Source organism: Paenarthrobacter sp. (assembly GCF_031180005.1).
Classification (GTDB): domain Bacteria; phylum Actinomycetota; class Actinomycetes; order Actinomycetales; family Micrococcaceae; genus Arthrobacter.
The window spans coordinates 455,455-472,947 of the sequence record NZ_JAPSHI010000001.1 but is presented as its reverse complement, the minus strand read 5'-3'; the positions used below and the strand labels follow the sequence as shown (position 1 = coordinate 472,947).

Annotated in this window: 24 protein-coding genes; 23 read left to right on the top strand and 1 reads right to left on the bottom strand. The window is 60.9% G+C overall.

Annotation, left to right across the window (positions count from 1 at the left end; translation table 11 throughout):
• The first annotated feature begins 84 nt into the window (after window positions 1–84).
• The 3 genes from tuf (at window position 85) to RIF72_RS02190 (ending at window position 5,702) form a co-directional block, all read left to right on the top strand.
• A complete protein-coding gene (gene tuf / locus RIF72_RS02200; protein ID WP_011775598.1) occupies window positions 85–1,275 on the top strand; it encodes an elongation factor Tu in 1,191 nt (396 codons plus the stop codon).
• Window positions 1,276–1,429: 154 nt separating this feature from the next.
• A complete protein-coding gene (locus RIF72_RS02195) occupies window positions 1,430–5,548 on the top strand; it encodes a hypothetical protein (RefSeq protein ID WP_309073222.1) in 4,119 nt (1,372 codons plus the stop codon).
• Window positions 5,549–5,576: 28 nt separating this feature from the next.
• Window positions 5,577–5,702, top strand: coding sequence for a hypothetical protein (locus RIF72_RS02190; RefSeq protein WP_261609405.1), 126 nt, complete (start codon window positions 5,577–5,579; stop codon window positions 5,700–5,702).
• 36 nt (window positions 5,703–5,738) lie between these two features.
• Here the strand turns inward: RIF72_RS02190 and RIF72_RS02185 are convergent, their stop codons facing one another.
• A complete protein-coding gene (locus RIF72_RS02185) occupies window positions 5,739–7,172 on the bottom strand; it encodes a GH1 family beta-glucosidase (RefSeq protein ID WP_309073221.1) in 1,434 nt (477 codons plus the stop codon).
• A gap of 382 nt (window positions 7,173–7,554) precedes the next feature.
• Between RIF72_RS02185 and rpsJ the strand changes: the two genes are divergently transcribed.
• From rpsJ to rplO, 20 genes are all read left to right on the top strand, one after another.
• Window positions 7,555–7,863: a 30S ribosomal protein S10 gene (rpsJ, locus tag RIF72_RS02180; RefSeq protein ID WP_003803825.1), complete on the top strand. Its 309-nt coding sequence runs from the start codon at window positions 7,555–7,557 to the stop codon at window positions 7,861–7,863.
• 17 nt (window positions 7,864–7,880) lie between these two features.
• A complete protein-coding gene (gene rplC / locus RIF72_RS02175; protein ID WP_013601833.1) occupies window positions 7,881–8,531 on the top strand; it encodes a 50S ribosomal protein L3 in 651 nt (216 codons plus the stop codon).
• Between the two features lie 4 nt (window positions 8,532–8,535).
• Window positions 8,536–9,156 carry a 50S ribosomal protein L4 gene (gene rplD / locus RIF72_RS02170; protein ID WP_309073220.1) on the top strand — a complete coding sequence of 207 codons (621 nt, stop codon included), beginning with the start codon at window positions 8,536–8,538 and terminating at the stop codon, window positions 9,154–9,156.
• Window positions 9,153–9,458 (top strand): 50S ribosomal protein L23, encoded by a 306-nt coding sequence (gene rplW, locus RIF72_RS02165; RefSeq protein ID WP_011692807.1) that lies wholly within the window; start codon window positions 9,153–9,155, stop codon window positions 9,456–9,458. Before rplD ends, rplW begins: the two co-directional genes overlap by 4 nt.
• A gap of 29 nt (window positions 9,459–9,487) precedes the next feature.
• On the top strand, window positions 9,488–10,327 hold the full coding sequence (gene rplB / locus RIF72_RS02160) for a 50S ribosomal protein L2 (RefSeq protein ID WP_309073219.1): 840 nt from the start codon (window positions 9,488–9,490) through the stop codon (window positions 10,325–10,327).
• A gap of 12 nt (window positions 10,328–10,339) precedes the next feature.
• On the top strand, window positions 10,340–10,621 hold the full coding sequence (rpsS, locus tag RIF72_RS02155) for a 30S ribosomal protein S19 (protein WP_003803803.1): 282 nt from the start codon (window positions 10,340–10,342) through the stop codon (window positions 10,619–10,621).
• Between the two features lie 38 nt (window positions 10,622–10,659).
• Window positions 10,660–11,025, top strand: a complete 366-nt coding sequence (gene rplV, locus RIF72_RS02150; RefSeq protein WP_011775590.1) for a 50S ribosomal protein L22 — start codon at window positions 10,660–10,662, stop codon at window positions 11,023–11,025.
• The gene (gene rpsC, locus RIF72_RS02145) at window positions 11,026–11,847 is read left to right on the top strand and encodes a 30S ribosomal protein S3 (protein ID WP_011775589.1); all 822 of its coding nucleotides are present in this window, start codon (window positions 11,026–11,028) and stop codon (window positions 11,845–11,847) included.
• Window positions 11,848–12,264 (top strand): 50S ribosomal protein L16, encoded by a 417-nt coding sequence (rplP, locus tag RIF72_RS02140; protein ID WP_003803795.1) that lies wholly within the window; start codon window positions 11,848–11,850, stop codon window positions 12,262–12,264.
• 2 nt (window positions 12,265–12,266) lie between these two features.
• Window positions 12,267–12,587 (top strand): 50S ribosomal protein L29, encoded by a 321-nt coding sequence (gene rpmC, locus RIF72_RS02135; protein ID WP_014922387.1) that lies wholly within the window; start codon window positions 12,267–12,269, stop codon window positions 12,585–12,587.
• Window positions 12,584–12,880, top strand: coding sequence for a 30S ribosomal protein S17 (rpsQ, locus tag RIF72_RS02130; protein WP_011775587.1), 297 nt, complete (start codon window positions 12,584–12,586; stop codon window positions 12,878–12,880). The genes rpmC and rpsQ overlap by 4 nt, the downstream gene beginning before the upstream one ends.
• A gap of 353 nt (window positions 12,881–13,233) precedes the next feature.
• Complete coding sequence (gene rplN, locus RIF72_RS02125; RefSeq protein WP_003803789.1) at window positions 13,234–13,602, top strand: 50S ribosomal protein L14; 369 nt, start codon at window positions 13,234–13,236, stop codon at window positions 13,600–13,602.
• A 3-nt stretch (window positions 13,603–13,605) separates the two neighbouring features.
• Window positions 13,606–13,965 carry a 50S ribosomal protein L24 gene (gene rplX / locus RIF72_RS02120; RefSeq protein WP_011775586.1) on the top strand — a complete coding sequence of 120 codons (360 nt, stop codon included), beginning with the start codon at window positions 13,606–13,608 and terminating at the stop codon, window positions 13,963–13,965.
• Window positions 13,965–14,543 carry a 50S ribosomal protein L5 gene (gene rplE, locus RIF72_RS02115; protein ID WP_011775585.1) on the top strand — a complete coding sequence of 193 codons (579 nt, stop codon included), beginning with the start codon at window positions 13,965–13,967 and terminating at the stop codon, window positions 14,541–14,543. The genes rplX and rplE overlap by 1 nt, the downstream gene beginning before the upstream one ends.
• Before the next feature lie 78 nt (window positions 14,544–14,621).
• Window positions 14,622–15,020 carry a 30S ribosomal protein S8 gene (gene rpsH / locus RIF72_RS02110; RefSeq protein WP_011775584.1) on the top strand — a complete coding sequence of 133 codons (399 nt, stop codon included), beginning with the start codon at window positions 14,622–14,624 and terminating at the stop codon, window positions 15,018–15,020.
• Window positions 15,021–15,038: 18 nt separating this feature from the next.
• A complete protein-coding gene (gene rplF / locus RIF72_RS02105) occupies window positions 15,039–15,575 on the top strand; it encodes a 50S ribosomal protein L6 (RefSeq protein ID WP_062073167.1) in 537 nt (178 codons plus the stop codon).
• Between the two features lie 3 nt (window positions 15,576–15,578).
• Window positions 15,579–15,962 carry a 50S ribosomal protein L18 gene (rplR, locus tag RIF72_RS02100; protein WP_011775582.1) on the top strand — a complete coding sequence of 128 codons (384 nt, stop codon included), beginning with the start codon at window positions 15,579–15,581 and terminating at the stop codon, window positions 15,960–15,962.
• Between the two features lie 29 nt (window positions 15,963–15,991).
• Window positions 15,992–16,663, top strand: coding sequence for a 30S ribosomal protein S5 (gene rpsE, locus RIF72_RS02095; protein ID WP_011775581.1), 672 nt, complete (start codon window positions 15,992–15,994; stop codon window positions 16,661–16,663).
• 2 nt (window positions 16,664–16,665) lie between these two features.
• Window positions 16,666–16,872, top strand: a complete 207-nt coding sequence (gene rpmD / locus RIF72_RS02090; protein WP_011775580.1) for a 50S ribosomal protein L30 — start codon at window positions 16,666–16,668, stop codon at window positions 16,870–16,872.
• Window positions 16,872–17,354 (top strand): 50S ribosomal protein L15, encoded by a 483-nt coding sequence (gene rplO, locus RIF72_RS02085; RefSeq protein ID WP_105690090.1) that lies wholly within the window; start codon window positions 16,872–16,874, stop codon window positions 17,352–17,354. Before rpmD ends, rplO begins: the two co-directional genes overlap by 1 nt.
• Window positions 17,355–17,493: the final 139 nt, after the last annotated feature.

Sequence of the window (17,493 nt, the reverse complement as noted above, 5' to 3'; positions counted from 1 at the left end):
GCCCCCAAGTAGACTTGCTAAAGTTTCTGCCGCGAAAAGCGCGGCCGAGGAGCACTTCACTTGAAATCGTTCTAGGAGGAACCTGTGGCAAAGGCAAAGTTCGAGCGGACTAAGCCGCACGTCAACATCGGCACCATTGGTCACGTTGACCACGGTAAGACGACGCTGACTGCCGCCATTTCCAAGGTGCTGTACGACCAGTACCCGGATCTCAACGAGCAGCGCGACTTCGCGTCGATCGACTCTGCTCCGGAAGAGCGCCAGCGCGGTATTACCATCAACATCTCCCACGTGGAGTACCAGACCGAGAAGCGCCACTACGCACACGTAGACGCCCCGGGTCACGCTGACTACATCAAGAACATGATCACCGGTGCTGCCCAGATGGACGGCGCAATCCTCGTGGTTGCCGCAACCGATGGTCCGATGGCTCAGACCCGTGAGCACGTTCTGCTCGCCCGCCAGGTTGGTGTTCCCTACCTGCTGGTCGCACTGAACAAGTCCGACATGGTTGATGACGAAGAACTCCTCGACCTCGTCGAAATGGAAGTTCGTGAGCTCCTGAGCTCGCAGGGCTTCGATGGCGATGAGGCTCCGGTTGTTCGCGTTTCCGGTCTGAAGGCTCTGGAAGGCGACCCGGTTTGGGTCAAGTCCGTCCAGGACCTGATGGCAGCTGTCGACGAGTCCGTTCCGGACCCCGTACGTGACCGCGACAAGCCGTTCCTGATGCCGATCGAAGACGTCTTCACGATCACCGGTCGTGGCACCGTTGTTACGGGCCGCGCCGAGCGTGGAACCCTCGCCATCAACTCCGAGGTTGAGATCGTCGGCATCCGCCCGATCCAGAAGACCACGGTTACCGGTATCGAGATGTTCCACAAGCAGCTCGACGAAGCATGGGCCGGCGAGAACTGTGGCCTCCTGCTCCGCGGTCTGAAGCGCGACGATGTCGAGCGTGGCCAGGTTGTCGTCAAGCCGGGTTCCATCACCCCGCACACCGACTTCGAGGCTAACGTCTACATCCTTTCCAAGGACGAAGGCGGACGTCACAACCCGTTCTACTCCAACTACCGCCCGCAGTTCTACTTCCGTACCACGGACGTAACCGGCGTTATCACCCTGCCGGAAGGCACGGAAATGGTTATGCCTGGCGACAACACTGAGATGACCGTTGCGCTCATCCAGCCGATCGCTATGGAAGAGGGCCTCGGCTTCGCTATCCGCGAAGGCGGCCGCACCGTTGGTTCGGGACGTGTTACCAGTATCATCAAGTAGTCTCTACTTGTAGATCGGTGACGCTCCGGCCCAGCCGGTAGTTAGCTAAAAAGAACCCCACCGCTACGGCGGTGGGGTTCTTTTTGCTATAGTTACTCTATCGAATGGATAAAGGCCGTGCATCTGCTGCGTCCGGCGCAACCTAGGAGCTTCCATGACTGCATTCCTTATACTGCTGCTCCTCGTCATCGGCGGCGGGGTTGGCTTTGCGGTCGGGTTGGCTAAGGGGCGCCGAGGGGCTTCGTCCGATGCTTCTTCCACGCCGAACCAATCCGCCTACCAAGCGGGCTACCTCGCCGGCCACCTGGCTGGTTGGCGGGACGCGGAGGCCAAGAGGCAGGCCGCGGACAGGCCTTCCGACGTGACAGTCATGCCTTCCCCTGCGAGCCCGCCAGTGGCTCCCTATAGCCAGTCGCCCACACTCTTGCCAGCCCGGCCCACCATGCCTGCGCCGGCTGTCCGGCGTCCTCTGCCGAACCAAGCGCAGTATTTACAGCCGCCGGTTGCTCGGGAGACTCCGGAAGCCGCCGCTGCTCGCAAGGCGAAGCGAGACCAGCAAAACATCAACGTCACGCTCTACGTAGCCAGCCTCCTGCTGGTAGCTGCAGGGGCCTTGTTCGTGGGCACGAGCCTTCCTGTACTCTTCCGCTTCGTGGGTATTTGGTTCATCACTGCCTTGTTCTACGTATCGGGCATGGTGATCCATTCCCGCGTTCCCCGCCTGCGACCAGCTGCTGTTGCCTTCGTCGGAACGGGCCTCGCGCTCGTCCCTGTCACCGGCTTGGCCATGTACAACTTCGTTCTCCACAACGGTCCTGCTGCTTGGCTGGTCACGTCGTTGCTGGGCACGGCCGTTTATGCATACACAGCAGTGAAGTTGGATAACAAAGTCCTGGCTTTCCTCTCCCTGAGTTTCGTCGTGTCAACGGCGTGGTCCGGTGTCTCCGTTCTTGGGGGCGCTTTGGTCTGGTACTTCACGGCACTCATCGGCGTGGCCATTCTCCTGACTGTTGCTTCCCTGCTGCGTCCCAAGTGGCTTCCTCCGTTGTATGTCCGTCCGTTGATGGTGCTGCACCCCTCCCTGGTTCCCCTCGTGGCCGTCGCCGTGACCTTCACTCCGCAGCTTTTGTCGAAGGGGGAGTACGCCTGGGTGATGCTGATGTGCGGCATCTACTTTGCGGTCATGTTCTTCGTGCCGCGGGCCCGGTACAGGGTGCAGCATCTTTATGCTGCCAGGGCTGCGCTAACACTGGCTATCCTCGGGGTGGTGTGGGATATCACCGCTGATGTGAGCTCCGTGATGTTGGCTGCAGTAGTCTGCCTTGGTGTTCAATCCTTGGCAGTTGCCTTCGGCGGCAGGAAGTTGTTGCCGCGCTTCTGGTGGTACGACGCCGTCTTCTGTGTGGCGTTGCAACTGATCGCGTCGGCAATACTCACTGTTGTGCTGGAGTTCGGGGCGTTCGACCTTCCCAACTATGTTCCGCTGTCCCTGACGATGCTGACTGTCATGGCAATTGGTTGGAAACTGGGCCAAGGGGTGGAGTTCGCCCCTGCCATGGTGCTCGGGGTAGGCGGTGCGCTCGGTGGCCTGCTGGGTGCATGGACCGTTGCGGCACTCCTGGCTTCAGCCGCACTTTACTGGTTCGTGCGGGCGACGATTAGGCCAGTTGCTTCCCGTCAATACTTGATTCTTGCGGGACGGATCGCGCTTACCCTGGCAGTGCCCGCCGGTGTGGCAGGAATGATGACCGGAAATCCGGATAGGACTGCATACTCCTTGCTGGCACTCGTTGCCGGGGCCGCCTTGCAGCAACTTGTGAGCGCTGGGTTTGAACGCGGGGGAGTCTGGCTGTTGTCCCCGCAAGCTTCTGTGGCCGGCTTCGGCGGTGCCGCCGTGGCAGGGCTTCTTGTCCTCCCGGTATTCGATGGTGGTGCCGGACGCCCGGTAGTGGCTGCAGCTGTTCTGCTCGTCTTGTCGGCGGGTGTGGCCGCGGGCCTCTTGATGTTTCCGGGAACTCGTCGGGCGCCAGTTGCCCGGGTTGCGTGGCAACCAACGGTGGCTGAGGTCATCGCTCCGGTAACTGCGGTTATTGCTGGGGGCATGGCAGCCGCGTTCGTGTCCTGGACGCTGGGAAATGCTGTCCTTCTGGCGTTGCTTGCCTACTTTGTGGTCACTGCCTTCCGAATCTCCCCGTCCTTCCACAGGCAGTGCTATTGGTGGCTGGCCCGGGCAACCGGCACGGTGTTGGCAGCATCGGCCTACGGAGATGCGACGCACGATGGTTTGAGCATCCGCCTCGGCGGTGAGATTCCCGCTGTAGGACTTGTGCTCGTCATGGTTGCTGCCCTCCAGTTGTTCCTTCCCCTGCATGCGGGCAATCGACGCCGATATCCTCGTGCGTCCGTATTCGATGCCGGTGCTGTGGTAGTCGTCATGGCTGCGGCCACTGCCTTCCTCAGCGTCACTCCGGCGGTGGCATGGTGGAGCGTACGTGAAGACAGCTGGCAGCCGGGTGCTGCCGCAGTAGCAACTGCCCTTGCTGCCGTCCTGGTCAGTGCGGTTCTCCGAAGCCACCCCGCAGCTTGGATCTTCGCTCCCGCGGCATTTGTACTGCTCGTGGCTCTTCGCCTGGGGGAAATCCGGGACATCGAAATCTTGCTTGGTATCTTTGCGGCCTACAGCGGTTTCATGATGGGCGTGGTAAAGGATCGATTGATCCGGGGTGGCTATTTGATAGGTGTCCGGGTGCTGGGGGGCGCCTTCATAACTGTGACTGTCGCCGATGTCACAGACTCTCCGGCAGCGGTGTCCATCACCCTGGCCCTCGTGCTCGCGATACAGCATGTGTTCACTTCGGTCCTGCGCCGGCGCGGTGTCGATGTCGCCTTCCAACAGGCAACCGTTCAGCTCACCTTGGGTGCCCAAGTCTTGCTGCCGTTCGCCTACTTGCTCGCAGGAGATTACGACGGCGGTGGCCGCTGGGTGGCGTTGCTGCAGTTGGCCCTGGTCCTGGTATCGGCTGCGATGGCCTGGCGAGTCCTTGCTGCACGCGGATCCCAATATTTCGGCATCGCCGCCCTAGGAGTGGGCGTCATCGCCGCCGGACCCGCGCTCACGTTCCCTGCATCAACCTGGCTGTACTTACCACTGCTGGACAAGTCCCAAGTGCCTGTTGTCTTGCTCGCGCTGGCTGTCGGCATGATTGCCGTCAGGGCTGTGTTTCCGCCTGAAAAGGCGGCTGCCGGTTCAGCTGTCGGTGCCGTGGAGCGGGGGTTCTGGCTCATCTCAGCAGTGGCGTTCACAGTTGCGGGCGGCCTTCTGACCTTGGGTGTTTCCTTCTCCCTGACCGGACTGTCTGTGTTGGTCCTGGCTTGCGTATTGTTCGCAGCCTCGCACTTTGAACGAGTGCCGGCCCTTTACGCGGCAGCCGCTCCGGCGGTGCTGGTAGGGGCGATTCCCGCCGTCGACGGGCTGCTCCAAGGACTGCCTGCGGGTATCTGGAGCGATTACGCTGTTTGGCTCCTTGGCGGGGCGGGGAGCGCTTTTCTCCTTTATGCGCTAAAGACCTTCGGAGGACCGGCCATTAGGGACGAAGACTGGCGGGGGAACTCCCTGGCTGCCGCTGCGGCCTTGGCAGTTGCATCATCCGCGGCGGTGGGACTGGGGCGGGACGAAACATCCATGCTCGGCTTCATCCTCGTAGTCGCAACCGGGGTGCTCGTGGTGGCTGAGGTTCCGCACGGGAAATGGTTGGCTGCTGAGGTTGCGGGACTGGTCTCTGTTGCAGCCCTCCAGCGGGCGGTGCTGTTTGTGGAGGCGTCCAGGCCTGATTGGTTCTGGGCTGCGCAGTGGTACGTGATAGCCGGCGCCGTTATAGCAGGGTTGCGCTACGTGAAGGGGCAGCGGGCGGATGGCCTGCTCCGGCTATGCATTGCGGCCGGCGCTCTGTCGCTTACGTCCTTGGGGACCATCGTCGGCGGTACCTCATCGCAGCAATTGTACGTACTCGTGGCACATGTCCTGCTACTGTCCGCCGGCCTGCTGCTGGCGGAGCGGGTACTGGTGTGGTGGGGTGCCATCGCTGTTGCGCTGAGCATCATGTGGTCGTTGCGTTCCTATGCCTTCGCGATGCTTGCCCTTGTCGCCTTGGGCCTGATTGTGCTGGCGGTGTGGCGCTTGAACCGGAAGCCGCCAAGCAATGCAGACGGACCGGGAGAGGGCGGAATCCCAAGTGATGTCCCTCCTGCGAGGACCCACGACGGAATCCGATAATGTTGCAGTCTACGGAGAGGAGCGCACCATGGAATTCCTGATTTTCCTGGCAGTCATTGCAGCTATCGGCGGCGGCGTGTTGTGGGGTCGAAAGAACTTCAAGAGTGAGATCGAACGCGCCAAGCGGATTCGGCGCGCCAACAAGAGCAAGTAGGCGACATTCCAGACGGCAGGAGTTAACCCAAGCGGGCTATATGTGCCGGTGGCGGGCACGGCCCAGGGACCGGTACCAGTAGAACGAATCCTTGGGCGTCCTTTCCAAGGTTTCGAAGTCCACATGGATCAGGCCGAATCGCTGCGAGTAGCCCGCCGCCCACTCAAAATTGTCCAGTAAGGTCCAGACGTAGTACCCGCGCAGGTCCACGTCCTCGGCGATTCCCCCAGGGCCGGTTGCAGTCAGTGCATGGCCCAGGTGTTCAGCCAGGTAGTGGATGCGGTTGGTGTCTTGGACGGGACCGTCAACGTGGGCAGGTTCGGGGAAGCTGGCGCCGCCTTCAGTGATGTAAATGGGGGGAAGTGCCTCTCCATACCGGTCCTTCATTTGGCGCAGCAGCAACGCCAGGTATTCCGGTGCAACGGGCCAGCCGAACCCCGTGGCCTCATATTCCTGGTAGGCGGCCAAGTGGAAGGGAACCTTGGTCATCTGGGGCGACGTGCCGGTGGGTATCTCCGCCGGCCCTGGACCCGCTGCCACCTTCACGGGGTAGTAGTAGTTGAGCCCGTAGAAGTCCAAGGGTTGGCTGATCAGTTCAAGATCGCCGTCGTGGACGGTACCCAGTGAGCGGAACCACGGTTTCATGGGCAGGGGTGGCTTGGGGTATTGGCCAAGCAGTATCGCATCGGCATAGATGCGGTTGAGGGTCAGGTCCATCGCCTGCGTCATCAGCCGGTCGCCAAGACTGTTGCTGGCGGGCTCGACGGGGCAGTGCATGTTCGACACGCCAATCTGTCCTTTGACCCCGGCGTTTCGGAGGACCTGGACCGCCATTCCATGTCCCAACAATTGATGATGTGCGGCTGGCAGGGAATCGAAAAGGAGTTGCCGGCCCGGTGCATGCACTCCCAGCGCGTATCCCTGCACGGTAACTGACACGGGCTCGTTCATGGTGACCCAGTGCTCAACGCGGTCCCCGAAGCGGTCCGCTGCGGCCTGGCAGTAGACTGCGAAGCGTTCGGCAGTGTCCCTGTTCATCCACCCCCCGGCATGCTCCAACTCCAGAGGGGTGTCCCAGTGATACAACGTGGCCATGGGAGAGATGCCCGCGGCAAGGAGTTTGTCGAGCAGGCGATCGTAGAAGTCCAGCCCCCGCTGGTTGACGGCGCCCTTGCCTCCTGGTTGGATGCGCGGCCAGGAGAGCGAGAAGCGGTAGGAGTCGACTCCGAGCTCCTGCATCAAGGCGATGTCTTCGTCTGCGCGGTTGTAGTGATCGCAGGCCACGGTGGGGGAGCCGCCGTCGACTATTGCCCCGGGCTTCTCGGAGAACGCATCCCAACCCGACGGCCCGCGTCCATCGGCCGTCAGTGAACCTTCAATCTGGAAGGCGGCAGCTGCCACACCCAGTGTGAATCCCGGGCGCAGGCGGGCGGCGAGATCTTCCACGGAGCCTGAATCCCGGGCGTTCATCACCCCATCATCCCCACCAGATGGGGACTGGGCAATGGCTCCTCAACGTCGATTGGCCTTTACACCATATTTCCGCCATACTGGATGAGTTGTTCAAGCGCTTCTTCGTGTCCCGATCCGGATAATGCCGGGTGTCAGGGTCCAGGCTGAAGCCCAAACATAACCCTGAACCCCATGATTGCGGTCGAGTTTGCGTGGAAATCGCGACACGCCCGACCGCGGGGGTCGGTGCGCCGACAAGGTGAGGAACCCGGATTACTCCGGATTCAGCTTGTGCGGCGTGTGGTGGTAAATCCTCAAACGCTTCGGCGGCCACATCAACAGGTAAGTAAACAGAGCAGCCCTAACTAGAGCAGCACTAGCTGAAAGAGAGTCAGGCGACATGGCGGGACAAAAAATCCGCATCCGGCTGAAGTCATATGACCACGAGGTCATTGATGTTTCAGCGCGGAAGATCGTTGAGACGGTCACGCGCGCAGGCGCAACGGTAGTTGGCCCCGTGCCGCTGCCTACGGAGAAGAACGTGTACTGCGTTATCCGCTCTCCGCACAAGTACAAGGACAGCCGCGAGCACTTTGAAATGCGCACGCACAAGCGTCTTATCGACATCATCGATCCCACGCCGAAGGCTGTTGACTCGCTTATGCGTCTCGACCTGCCGGCCGACGTGAACATCGAAATCAAGCTGTAGGGAGGTGCTGAGAAACTATGACCGCAACCCGTAACGTAAAGGGCCTGCTGGGCACGAAGCTCGGCATGACCCAGGTCTGGGACGAGAACAACAAGCTCATCCCCGTCACTGTGGTCCAGGCAGATTCGAACGTCATCACCCAGCTGCGCAACGCAGAAGCTGATGGCTACGTAGCCGTACAGATCGGCTACGGCCAGATCGATCCCCGCAAGGTCACCAAGCCGCTGGCTGGTCACTTTGAGAAGGCAGGCGTCACGCCTCGCCGCCACGTCGTCGAACTCCGTACCGCAGATGCTGCTGAGTACGAGCTGGGCCAGGAGCTCTCCGTAGAGGTCTTCGAAGCCGGCCAGAAGATCGACGTCATCGGCACCACCAAGGGTAAGGGCTTCGCCGGTGTTATGAAGCGTCACGGCTTCCACGGCGTTGGAGCTTCCCACGGTGCCCACAAGAACCACCGTAAGCCCGGTTCAATCGGTGGCGCATCCACCCCGAGCCGCGTCTTCAAGGGCATGAAAATGGCCGGCCGCATGGGCGCCGTTCGTCACACCACGCTGAACCTCACGGTTCACGCGGTTGACGTCGAGAAGTCGCTGCTCCTTATCAAGGGTGCCGTTCCCGGCGCCCGCGGCCAGGTCGTACTCGTACGCACCGCCGTGAAGGGAGCCTAGTTCAATGGCTAACACTGTCCAGGTTGACCTGCCTGCAGAGATCTTCGACGTTCAGACCAACGTGCCGCTGCTGCACCAGGTTGTCGTTGCCCAGCTCGCTGCTGCTCGCCAGGGTACCCACAAGACCAAGACCCGCGCTGAAGTTTCCGGTGCAGGACGCAAGCCGTTCAAGCAGAAGGGTACCGGCCGCGCCCGTCAGGGTTCCATCCGTGCTCCTCACATGACCGGCGGTGGCATTGTCCACGGTCCCACCCCGCGTGACTACAGCCAGCGCACCCCCAAGAAGATGATTGCTGCTGCACTGCGCGGCGCACTGTCTGACCGGGCGCGTAACGGACGCATCCACGTTGTTGCCGAACTGGTTGAGGGCTCCAAGCCGTCCGCCAAGGCTGCACTTGCAACGCTGCGCGGCGTTTCCGACCGCAAGAACCTGCTGGTTGTCATCGAGCGCGCCAACGACGTTGCTGCACTGTCCGTGCGCAACCTCGCCGGTGTTCACGTTCTGTACGCAGACCAGCTGAACACCTACGACGTTCTCGTGTCTGATGACGTTGTCTTCACCAAGGCTGCCTACGAAGCATTCGTTGCCGCGAAGGCAGCTAAGAACGAGGAGGATGCCAAGTGAGTGCAGCCACCATCAAGGATCCCCGCGACGTCGTGCTTGCACCCGTCGTGTCGGAAAAGAGCTACGGCCTGATCGACGAGGGCAAGTACACCTTCCTGGTGGACCCCCGGTCGAACAAGACCGAGATCAAGCTGGCCGTGGAGAAGATTTTCTCCGTCAAGGTCGAATCGATCAACACCATCAACCGTGCCGGTAAGCGCAAGCGCACCAAATTCGGATGGGGTACCCGCAAGAACACCAAGCGTGCGATTGTCACCCTCAAAGAAGGCACTATCGACATCTTCGGCGGTCCGCTCGCGTAGCGGAGACCACTTTAACGAGGAAATAAATTATGGGAATCCGTAAATACAAGCCGACTACCCCGGGCCGTCGCGGCTCGAGCGTAGCGGACTTCATCGAAATCACGCGGTCGACGCCGGAAAAGTCGTTGGTACGTCCGCTGCCCAAAAAGGGCGGCCGTAACAACACCGGTAAGATCACCACCCGTCACAAGGGTGGCGGACACAAGCGCCAGTACCGTCTGATCGACTTCCGTCGCCACGACAAGGACGGCGTTAACGCCCGCGTTGCTGAAATTGAGTACGATCCGAACCGCACGGCTCGCATCGCCCTCCTGCACTACGTTGATGGCACCAAGCGTTACATCATCGCGCCGAACAAGCTGGCCCAGGGTGACATGGTGGAAGCAGGTGCCAACGCTGACATCAAGCCTGGCAACAACCTGCCGCTGCGCAACATCCCCGTGGGTACCGTTATCCACGCAGTTGAACTGCGTCCGGGTGGCGGCGCCAAGATGGGCCGGTCCGCCGGTGCATCCATCCAGCTCGTCGCCAAGGAAGGCCGCTTCGCCCAGCTGCGCCTGCCTTCCGGTGAAATCCGCAACGTTGACGTGCGCTGCCGCGCAACCGTCGGCGAGGTCGGCAACGCCGAGCAGTCGAACATCAACTGGGGCAAGGCCGGCCGTATGCGCTGGAAGGGCGTTCGCCCGACCGTCCGTGGTGTCGCCATGAACCCGGTTGACCACCCGCACGGTGGTGGCGAGGGCAAGACGTCCGGTGGACGTAACCCCGTCAACCCGAACGGTAAGCGGGAAGGCCGCACGCGCCGCCCGAACAAAGAGAGCGACAAGCTTATTGTGCGTCGTCGTCGTACTGGCAAGAACAAGCGATAGGAGCCTGGACACATGCCACGCAGCCTGAAAAAAGGTCCTTTCGTTGACCAGCACCTCTTTGTGAAGGTAGCCAGGGAAAACGAAAAGGGCACCAAGAACGTCATCAAGACCTGGTCCCGCCGTTCGATGATCATCCCCGACATGCTCGGGCACACGATCGCCGTACACGACGGACGCAAGCACATCCCGGTGTTTGTCACTGAGTCGATGGTCGGGCACAAGCTCGGCGAATTCGCTCCCACGCGGACATTCCGCGGCCATGTTAAGGACGACCGTAAGGGCAAGCGCCGCTAGGCGCCTGACTTTACGTCTTAGACGAGAGAAGGAAAGCAATGGAAGCCAAGGCTATTGCGCGTCACATCCGCGTAACGCCTATGAAGGCCCGGCGCGTCGTCAACCTTGTTCGTGGTAAGCAAGCGAATGAGGCTCTGGCAATTCTGAAGTTTGCCCCCCAGGCAGCTTCGGAGCCGGTATTCAAGGTACTTCAGTCGGCAATGGCCAACGCACGTGTCCTCGCGGACCGTGACGGCGTTGCATTCGACGACAGCGACCTCTTCATCACCGAAGCATTTGTTGATGAAGGCCCGACCATGAAGCGGTTCCAGCCGCGTGCCCAGGGCCGCGCCTACCGCATTAGGAAGCGGACCAGCCACATCACGCTGGTTGTCGCAACCCCGGAGAAAGAGGAGGCTCGCTAAGTGGGACAGAAAGTAAACCCGCACGGGTTCCGACTCGGCATCACCACCGACCACGTTTCGCACTGGTTCGCTGACAGCACCAAGCCCGGACAGCGCTACAAGGACTTCGTCCGCGAGGACATCAAGATCCGTCAGCTCATGTCCACCGGCATGGAGCGCGCCGGCATCGCCAAGGTCGAGATCGAGCGCACCCGTGACCGTGTCCGCGTGGATATCCACACGGCACGCCCGGGTATCGTTATCGGCCGCCGCGGCGCTGAAGCAGACCGCATCCGCGGCGAGCTCGAAAAGCTCACTGGCAAGCAGGTCCAGCTGAACATCCTCGAGGTCAAGAACCCCGAGATGGAAGCACAGCTTGTTGCCCAGGGCATCGCTGAGCAGCTGACTTCCCGCGTGGCTTTCCGCCGTGCGATGAAGAAGGCCATGCAGTCCGCACAGCGTGCGGGTGCCAAGGGTATCCGTGTTGCTTGCTCGGGTCGTCTGGGTGGCGCAGAAATGTCCCGCTCGGAGTTCTACCGCGAAGGCCGTGTGCCCCTGCACACCCTCCGCGCGAACATCGACTACGGCTTCTACGAAGCCAAGACCACCTTCGGCCGTATCGGTGTGAAGGTTTGGATCTACAAGGGTGACGTAACTGCCAAGGAACTGGCTCAGCAGGCAGCTGCTGCTCCGTCCCGTGGCCGTGCAGGAGACCGTCCGGGCCGCCCGGGTGGCGACCGCCGTCGTCGTAACGACCGTCCGGCAGCTGAGGCAGCACCCGCTGCCGTTGAAGCACCGGCCGCTGAAGCTGCTGCTCCGGCAGCAGAAGGAGGACAGGCTTAAATGCTTATCCCACGTCGAGTCAAGCACCGTAAGCAGCACCACCCGGGTCGTTCCGGCGCTGCCACGGGCGGCACCAAGGTCAGCTTCGGTGAGTACGGTATCCAGGCACTTAGCCCGGCATACGTAACCAACCGTCAGATCGAGTCCGCTCGTATCGCGATGACCCGCCACATCAAGCGTGGCGGTAAGGTCTGGATCAACATCTACCCGGACCGTCCGCTGACGAAGAAGCCTGCTGAAACCCGCATGGGTTCCGGTAAGGGTTCTCCGGAATGGTGGGTCGCAAACGTCAAGCCGGGCCGGGTTCTCTTCGAACTCTCCGGTGTCAATGAAGAGGTAGCTCGCGAGGCCCTGCGCCTGGCAATCCACAAGCTCCCGTTGAAGGCACGCATTGTGCGTCGCGAAGGTGGTGAATAGAAATGGCAGTAGGGTCGAAGGATCTCGCACCCGCACAGCTGGACGGTTTCGACAACGAGCGTCTCGTTGAAGAACTCCGCAAGTCCAAGGAAGAGCTGTTCAACCTGCGTTTCCAGTCCGCCACCGGACAGCTGGAGAACCACGGTCGCCTGCGCGCGGTAAAGAAGGACATCGCACGCATCTACACCGTTCTCCGTGAGCGCGAGCTGGGCATTCGTGCCGAGGTTGCCGCACCGGTTGTGGAAGCCAAGGAAGAAAAGAAGTCCAAGAAGGCTGCCAAGGCTGAAAAGGCCGAGGTTGAAGCTGGAGAGGACGCCAAGTGAGCGAGAAGGAAACTGTGACGGAAGCAGCAGCCAGCGCTGAACAGCGCGGTTACCGTAAGACGCGTCGCGGCTACGTTGTCTCTGACAAGATGGAAAAGACCATCGTTGTTCAGGTTGAAGACCGCGTGAAGCACGCTCTGTACGGCAAAGTTATTCGCCGCACCTCGAAGATCAAGGCTCACGACGAAGAGAACACCGCCGGCATCGGCGACCTCGTTCTCATCTCTGAGACCCGCCCGCTGTCCGCTACCAAGCGGTGGCGTCTGGTGGAGATCCTCGAAAAGGCCAAGTAAATCCGACGCCGGGCACGCCTGGCAGTGATTCACTGGAAAGGCCCGCATTCCTTTGGGAATGCGGGCCTTTCCGCTGCTCCAGCCGTTTCGGTTTCAGGCCGTAAACGTGCTAGGATATTGAGTTTGTATGGCGCCACTTGTGCGTCGTCCACTACCTCGTAAACAATCGTGCCGCTGCATACTGCCCCGCGCAGAGTTTTCTGCAAGGGAAGCTGATGCTTGTGGCACGGGCGTTTAGGCCTGTACTGGCAAAATCCAGGCAGGTCAAGAGACACCCCGATCAACCGTTCCGCAAGGCTCATTCCGTATGCATGATTTCGGTCTGAGAACCGGCGCGACGCAAGGAGTAAAAATTGATTCAGCAGGAGTCGCGACTCAAGGTCGCCGACAACACGGGTGCTAAGGAAATCCTTACCATTCGCGTTCTCGGTGGATCCGGTCGTCGCTACGCAGGCATCGGCGACGTCATCGTCGCCACCGTCAAGGACGCTATCCCTGGCGGCAACGTAAAGAAGGGTGACGTCGTCAAGGCTGTCATCGTTCGTACCAAGAAGGAACGCCGCCGTGCGGATGGTTCCTACATCAAGTTTGACGAAAACGCAGCTGTGATCCTGAAGAACGACGGTGACCCCCGCGGTACCCGCATCTTCGGCCCGGTTGGTCGTGAGCTTCGCGACAAGAAGTTCATGAAGATCGTTTCGCTGGCCCCGGAGGTGCTTTAGTCCATGGCTAAGATCAAGAAGGGTGACCTCGTTCAGGTCATCACTGGCGCCAAGCAGGAACGTGGCGGCGACCGCGGCAAGCAGGGCAAGGTCCTGCGCGTATTCCCGGACACCAACCGCGTGCTGGTAGAGGGAATCAACCGCGTCACCAAGCACTCCAAGGTCGGTCAGTCGCAGCGCGGCACCAAGACCGGTGGCATCGAGGTTGTTGAAGCCCCGATCCACGTTTCCAACGTTGCTTTGGTTGACCCGTCCACCAAGAAGCCGACCCGTGTTGGTTTCCGTCTCGACACCGTTGAGAAGGATGGCGCTACCAAGACCGTCCGTATCCGCGTGTCCAAGGCCACCGGGAAGGACATCTAATGACTGAGACTCTCGAGACTCCAGTAAAGATCGTTCCGCGTCTGAAGACGAAGTACGCAGAGACCATCAAGAAGTCACTGCAGGACGAATTCAGCTACGCGAACGTCAACCAGGTTCCCCGCCTGGTGAAGGTTGTAGTGAACATGGGTGTTGGAGATGCCGCTAAGGACTCCAAGCTGATCGACGGCGCTGTCCGCGACCTCACCCTGATCACCGGCCAGAAGCCGCAGGTAACCAAGGCCCGCAAGTCGATCGCACAGTTCAAGCTGCGCGAAGGCATGCCCATCGGTGCACACGCAACTCTGCGTGGAGACCGCATGTGGGAATTCGTGGACCGTCTGGTTTCGCTGGCACTGCCGCGTATCCGCGACTTCCGCGGCCTCAACGGCAAGCAGTTCGATGGCAACGGCAACTACACCTTCGGTCTGACCGAGCAGGTTATGTTCCACGAAATCGACCAGGACTCCATCGACCGCGTTCGCGGTATGGACATCACGGTCGTCACCACCGCCAAGACCGATGACGAAGGCCGCGCGCTGCTCAAGGCGCTTGGTTTCCCGTTCAAGACCGAAAACTAACTACGTGACAGGTCCGTCCGCGCAGGCTCTTAGGAGCAAGCGCAGCGGAAACCGGTACGAGGAAGGGCTATAGCCCAAATGACTATGACAGATCCTGTCGCAGACATGCTCACGCGTCTGCGCAATGCAAACTCGGCATACCACGACACCGTGTCCATGCCGTACAGCAAACTGAAGGCACGCGTTGCTGACATCCTGAAGGCAGAAGGCTACATTGCCGGCTGGAAGGAAGAAGACGCCGAAGTTGGCAAGAAGCTGACCATCGACCTGAAGTTCGGTCCGAACCGCGAGCGTTCCATCGCTGGCGTCCGCCGCATCTCCAAGCCGGGCCTCCGCGTTTACGCGAAGTCCACCAACCTGCCGCACGTGCTGGGTGGCCTGGGTATCGCAATCCTGTCCACCTCTTCCGGCCTCCTGACTGACAAGCAGGCCGGCAAGAAGGGCGTGGGCGGCGAAGTCCTCGCGTACGTCTGGTAACGGGAAAGGAAGAGAATAATGTCACGTATTGGACGTCTCCCCATCACCGTTCCTGCCGGAGTTGAGGTCAAGCTCGATGGCTCCGTCATCAGCGTCAAAGGTGCCAAAGGCGAGCTGAGCCACACTGTGGCCAGCCCGATCGAGGTTACCCAGGAAGAGAACACTCTCACGGTCACCCGCCCGAACGACGAGCGCAACTCGCGTTCGCTGCACGGCCTGACCCGCACCCTGATCGCCAACATGATCCAGGGAGTTACCGAGGGCTACGAGAAGAAGCTTGAAATCGTTGGTACTGGTTACCGCGTTCAGGCCAAGGGTTCTGACCTGGAGTTCGCTCTGGGCTACAGCCACCCGGTCAGCGTCTCTGCACCCGAAGGCATCACCTTCGTAGTAGAGGGTCCGACCAAGCTCTCTGTTGCGGGTATTAACAAGCAGCAGGTCGGCGAGGTTGCTGCCAACATTCGCAAGCTGCGCAAGCCCGACCCCTACAAGGGCAAGGGTGTCCGTTACGCCGGCGAAGTCATCCGCCGCAAGGTCGGAAAGGCTGGTAAGTAAACCATGGCCATCGCAATTAACAAGAAGCGTTCGAACAAGAGCAAGTCTGCTGCACGCAGCCGTCGCCAGCTTCGTATCCGCAAGCGCATCACCGGTACGGCTGTACGTCCTCGTCTGGTCGTCAACCGTTCGGCACGTCACGTATTCGTCCAGGTTGTCGATGACAGCAAGGGTGTAACCGTGGCTTACGCTTCCACTCTGGAAGCTGACCTCCGCGCATTTGACGGAGACAAGACTGCCAAGGCCAAGCGCGTCGGTGAGCTCGTTGCCGAGCGTGCCAAGGCTGCAGGCGTCGAAGCTGTTGTCTTCGACCGTGGCGGTAACAAGTACCACGGCCGCATCGCCGCCGTCGCTGACGGTGCTCGCGAAGGTGGGCTGGCACTGTGACCGTTGAAAATAACGAAAAGGACACCCAGGTGACTGAAGCTGTAGCTGCTGAAGCAACTGAGACCGCACCCGCTACCGATGACCGCCGCGGCGGACGTCGTGGCGAGCGCGGCGACCGTGGCCAGGGCCGCGGCGACCGTGGTGGCCGTGGTGGCCGCGACGGCGGTCGTGAGGCTGAGAAGAGCCAGTTCGTAGAGCGCGTTGTCACCATCAACCGCGTTGCCAAGGTCGTCAAGGGTGGTCGTCGCTTCAGCTTCACCGCTCTCGTCGTCGTCGGTGACGGCAACGGTATGGTCGGCGTCGGCTACGGCAAGGCCAAGGAAGTTCCCGCGGCTATCGCAAAGGGCGTTGAAGAGGCCAAGAAGTCCTTCTTCCGCGTTCCCCGCGTTGGCAGCACCATCCCGCACCGTGTGCAGGGTGAGGCCGCTGCAGGTGTAGTCCTGCTGCGTCCGGCTTCCGCCGGTACCGGTGTTATCGCCGGTGGTCCGGTCCGCGCGGTATTGGAGTGCGTGGGTATCCACGACATCCTCTCCAAGTCGCTCGGTTCCTCAAACGCGATCAACATCGTTCACGCGACTGTTGCCGCTCTGAAGCAGCTCGAAGAGCCCGCTTCCGTGGCTGCCCGCCGTGGCCTGCCGCTGGACGAGGTTGCTCCTGCTGCTCTGGTGCGCGCGCTCCAGAACCAGAAGGCAGGTGTTTAGTCATGGCTAAGAACCTGACTCCCTCCGACGCCAAGTTGGAGATCACCCAGATCAAGGGCGTCATTGGCGCCAAGCAGAACCAGAAGGCCACCCTTCGGTCCCTCGGCCTGAAGCGCATCGGACACACCGTTGTCCGTAACGCTGACGCTGTGACCGTTGGAATGCTGAACACGGTTCCGCACCTCGTGAATGTAGAGGAGGCGAAGTAATGGCAGAGAACAAGACCGCCGAAGAGACTGCTGAGAAGCAGCACGCTCTGAAGGTCCACCACCTGCGCCCCGCCCCGGGTGCCAAGACCGCCAAGACCCGTGTTGGTCGTGGTGAAGGCTCCAAGGGTAAGACCGCTGGTCGCGGTACCAAGGGTACGAAGGCCCGCTACCAGGTAAAGGCTGGCTTTGCCGGCGGCCAGCTGCCGCTGCACATGCGCCTGCCGAAGCTGCGCGGCTTCAAGAACCCGTTCCGGGTTGAGTTCCAGGTTGTTAACCTGGAGAAGCTCAACGAGCTGTTCCCGGAAGGTGGCGCTGTCACCGTCGAGTCCCTGGTTGAGAAGGGTGCCGTTCGCAAGAACCAGCCCGTCAAGGTGCTGGGCACCGGCGACATCACCGTAAAGGTTGACGTCACCGCCCACGCATTCTCTTCCAGCGCTGCGGAAAAGATTGCTGCAGCAGGCGGAAGCACCACTGCCCTCTAAGAGCCAGTGGGGCAAATGCCCGTTGTAAAAGGATCCCGGTATGCGGGGCTTCGGCCCTGTATACCGGGATTTTTTGCGTGATTGTGGACTCTCGATTATTCCGACGGCGTCACAAGCGGTTAGACTCGGTTGTTGGGTT

Bases quoted from the DNA above. Each gene is read 5' to 3' on its own strand.
- rplF (WP_062073167.1), top strand. From the start codon at position 15,039: ATGTCACGTATTGGACGTCTCCCCATCACCGTTCCTGCCGGAGTTGAG.
- rplP (WP_003803795.1), top strand. From the start codon at position 11,848: ATGCTTATCCCACGTCGAGTCAAGCACCGTAAGCAGCACCACCCGGGT.
- RIF72_RS02195 (WP_309073222.1), top strand. From the start codon at position 1,430: ATGACTGCATTCCTTATACTGCTGCTCCTCGTCATCGGCGGCGGGGTT.
- rplR (WP_011775582.1), top strand. From the start codon at position 15,579: ATGGCCATCGCAATTAACAAGAAGCGTTCGAACAAGAGCAAGTCTGCT.
- rplE (WP_011775585.1), top strand. From the start codon at position 13,965: ATGACTGAGACTCTCGAGACTCCAGTAAAGATCGTTCCGCGTCTGAAG.
- RIF72_RS02185 (WP_309073221.1), bottom strand. From the start codon at position 7,172: ATGAACGCCCGGGATTCAGGCTCCGTGGAAGATCTCGCCGCCCGCCTG.
- rpmC (WP_014922387.1), top strand. From the start codon at position 12,267: ATGGCAGTAGGGTCGAAGGATCTCGCACCCGCACAGCTGGACGGTTTC.
- rplD (WP_309073220.1), top strand. From the start codon at position 8,536: ATGGCTAACACTGTCCAGGTTGACCTGCCTGCAGAGATCTTCGACGTT.
- rpmD (WP_011775580.1), top strand. From the start codon at position 16,666: ATGGCTAAGAACCTGACTCCCTCCGACGCCAAGTTGGAGATCACCCAG.
- rpsH (WP_011775584.1), top strand. From the start codon at position 14,622: ATGACTATGACAGATCCTGTCGCAGACATGCTCACGCGTCTGCGCAAT.
- rplB (WP_309073219.1), top strand. From the start codon at position 9,488: ATGGGAATCCGTAAATACAAGCCGACTACCCCGGGCCGTCGCGGCTCG.
- RIF72_RS02190 (WP_261609405.1), top strand. From the start codon at position 5,577: ATGGAATTCCTGATTTTCCTGGCAGTCATTGCAGCTATCGGCGGCGGC.
- rplC (WP_013601833.1), top strand. From the start codon at position 7,881: ATGACCGCAACCCGTAACGTAAAGGGCCTGCTGGGCACGAAGCTCGGC.
- rplV (WP_011775590.1), top strand. From the start codon at position 10,660: ATGGAAGCCAAGGCTATTGCGCGTCACATCCGCGTAACGCCTATGAAG.
- rplX (WP_011775586.1), top strand. From the start codon at position 13,606: ATGGCTAAGATCAAGAAGGGTGACCTCGTTCAGGTCATCACTGGCGCC.
- rplO (WP_105690090.1), top strand. From the start codon at position 16,872: ATGGCAGAGAACAAGACCGCCGAAGAGACTGCTGAGAAGCAGCACGCT.
- rpsJ (WP_003803825.1), top strand. From the start codon at position 7,555: ATGGCGGGACAAAAAATCCGCATCCGGCTGAAGTCATATGACCACGAG.
- rpsS (WP_003803803.1), top strand. From the start codon at position 10,340: ATGCCACGCAGCCTGAAAAAAGGTCCTTTCGTTGACCAGCACCTCTTT.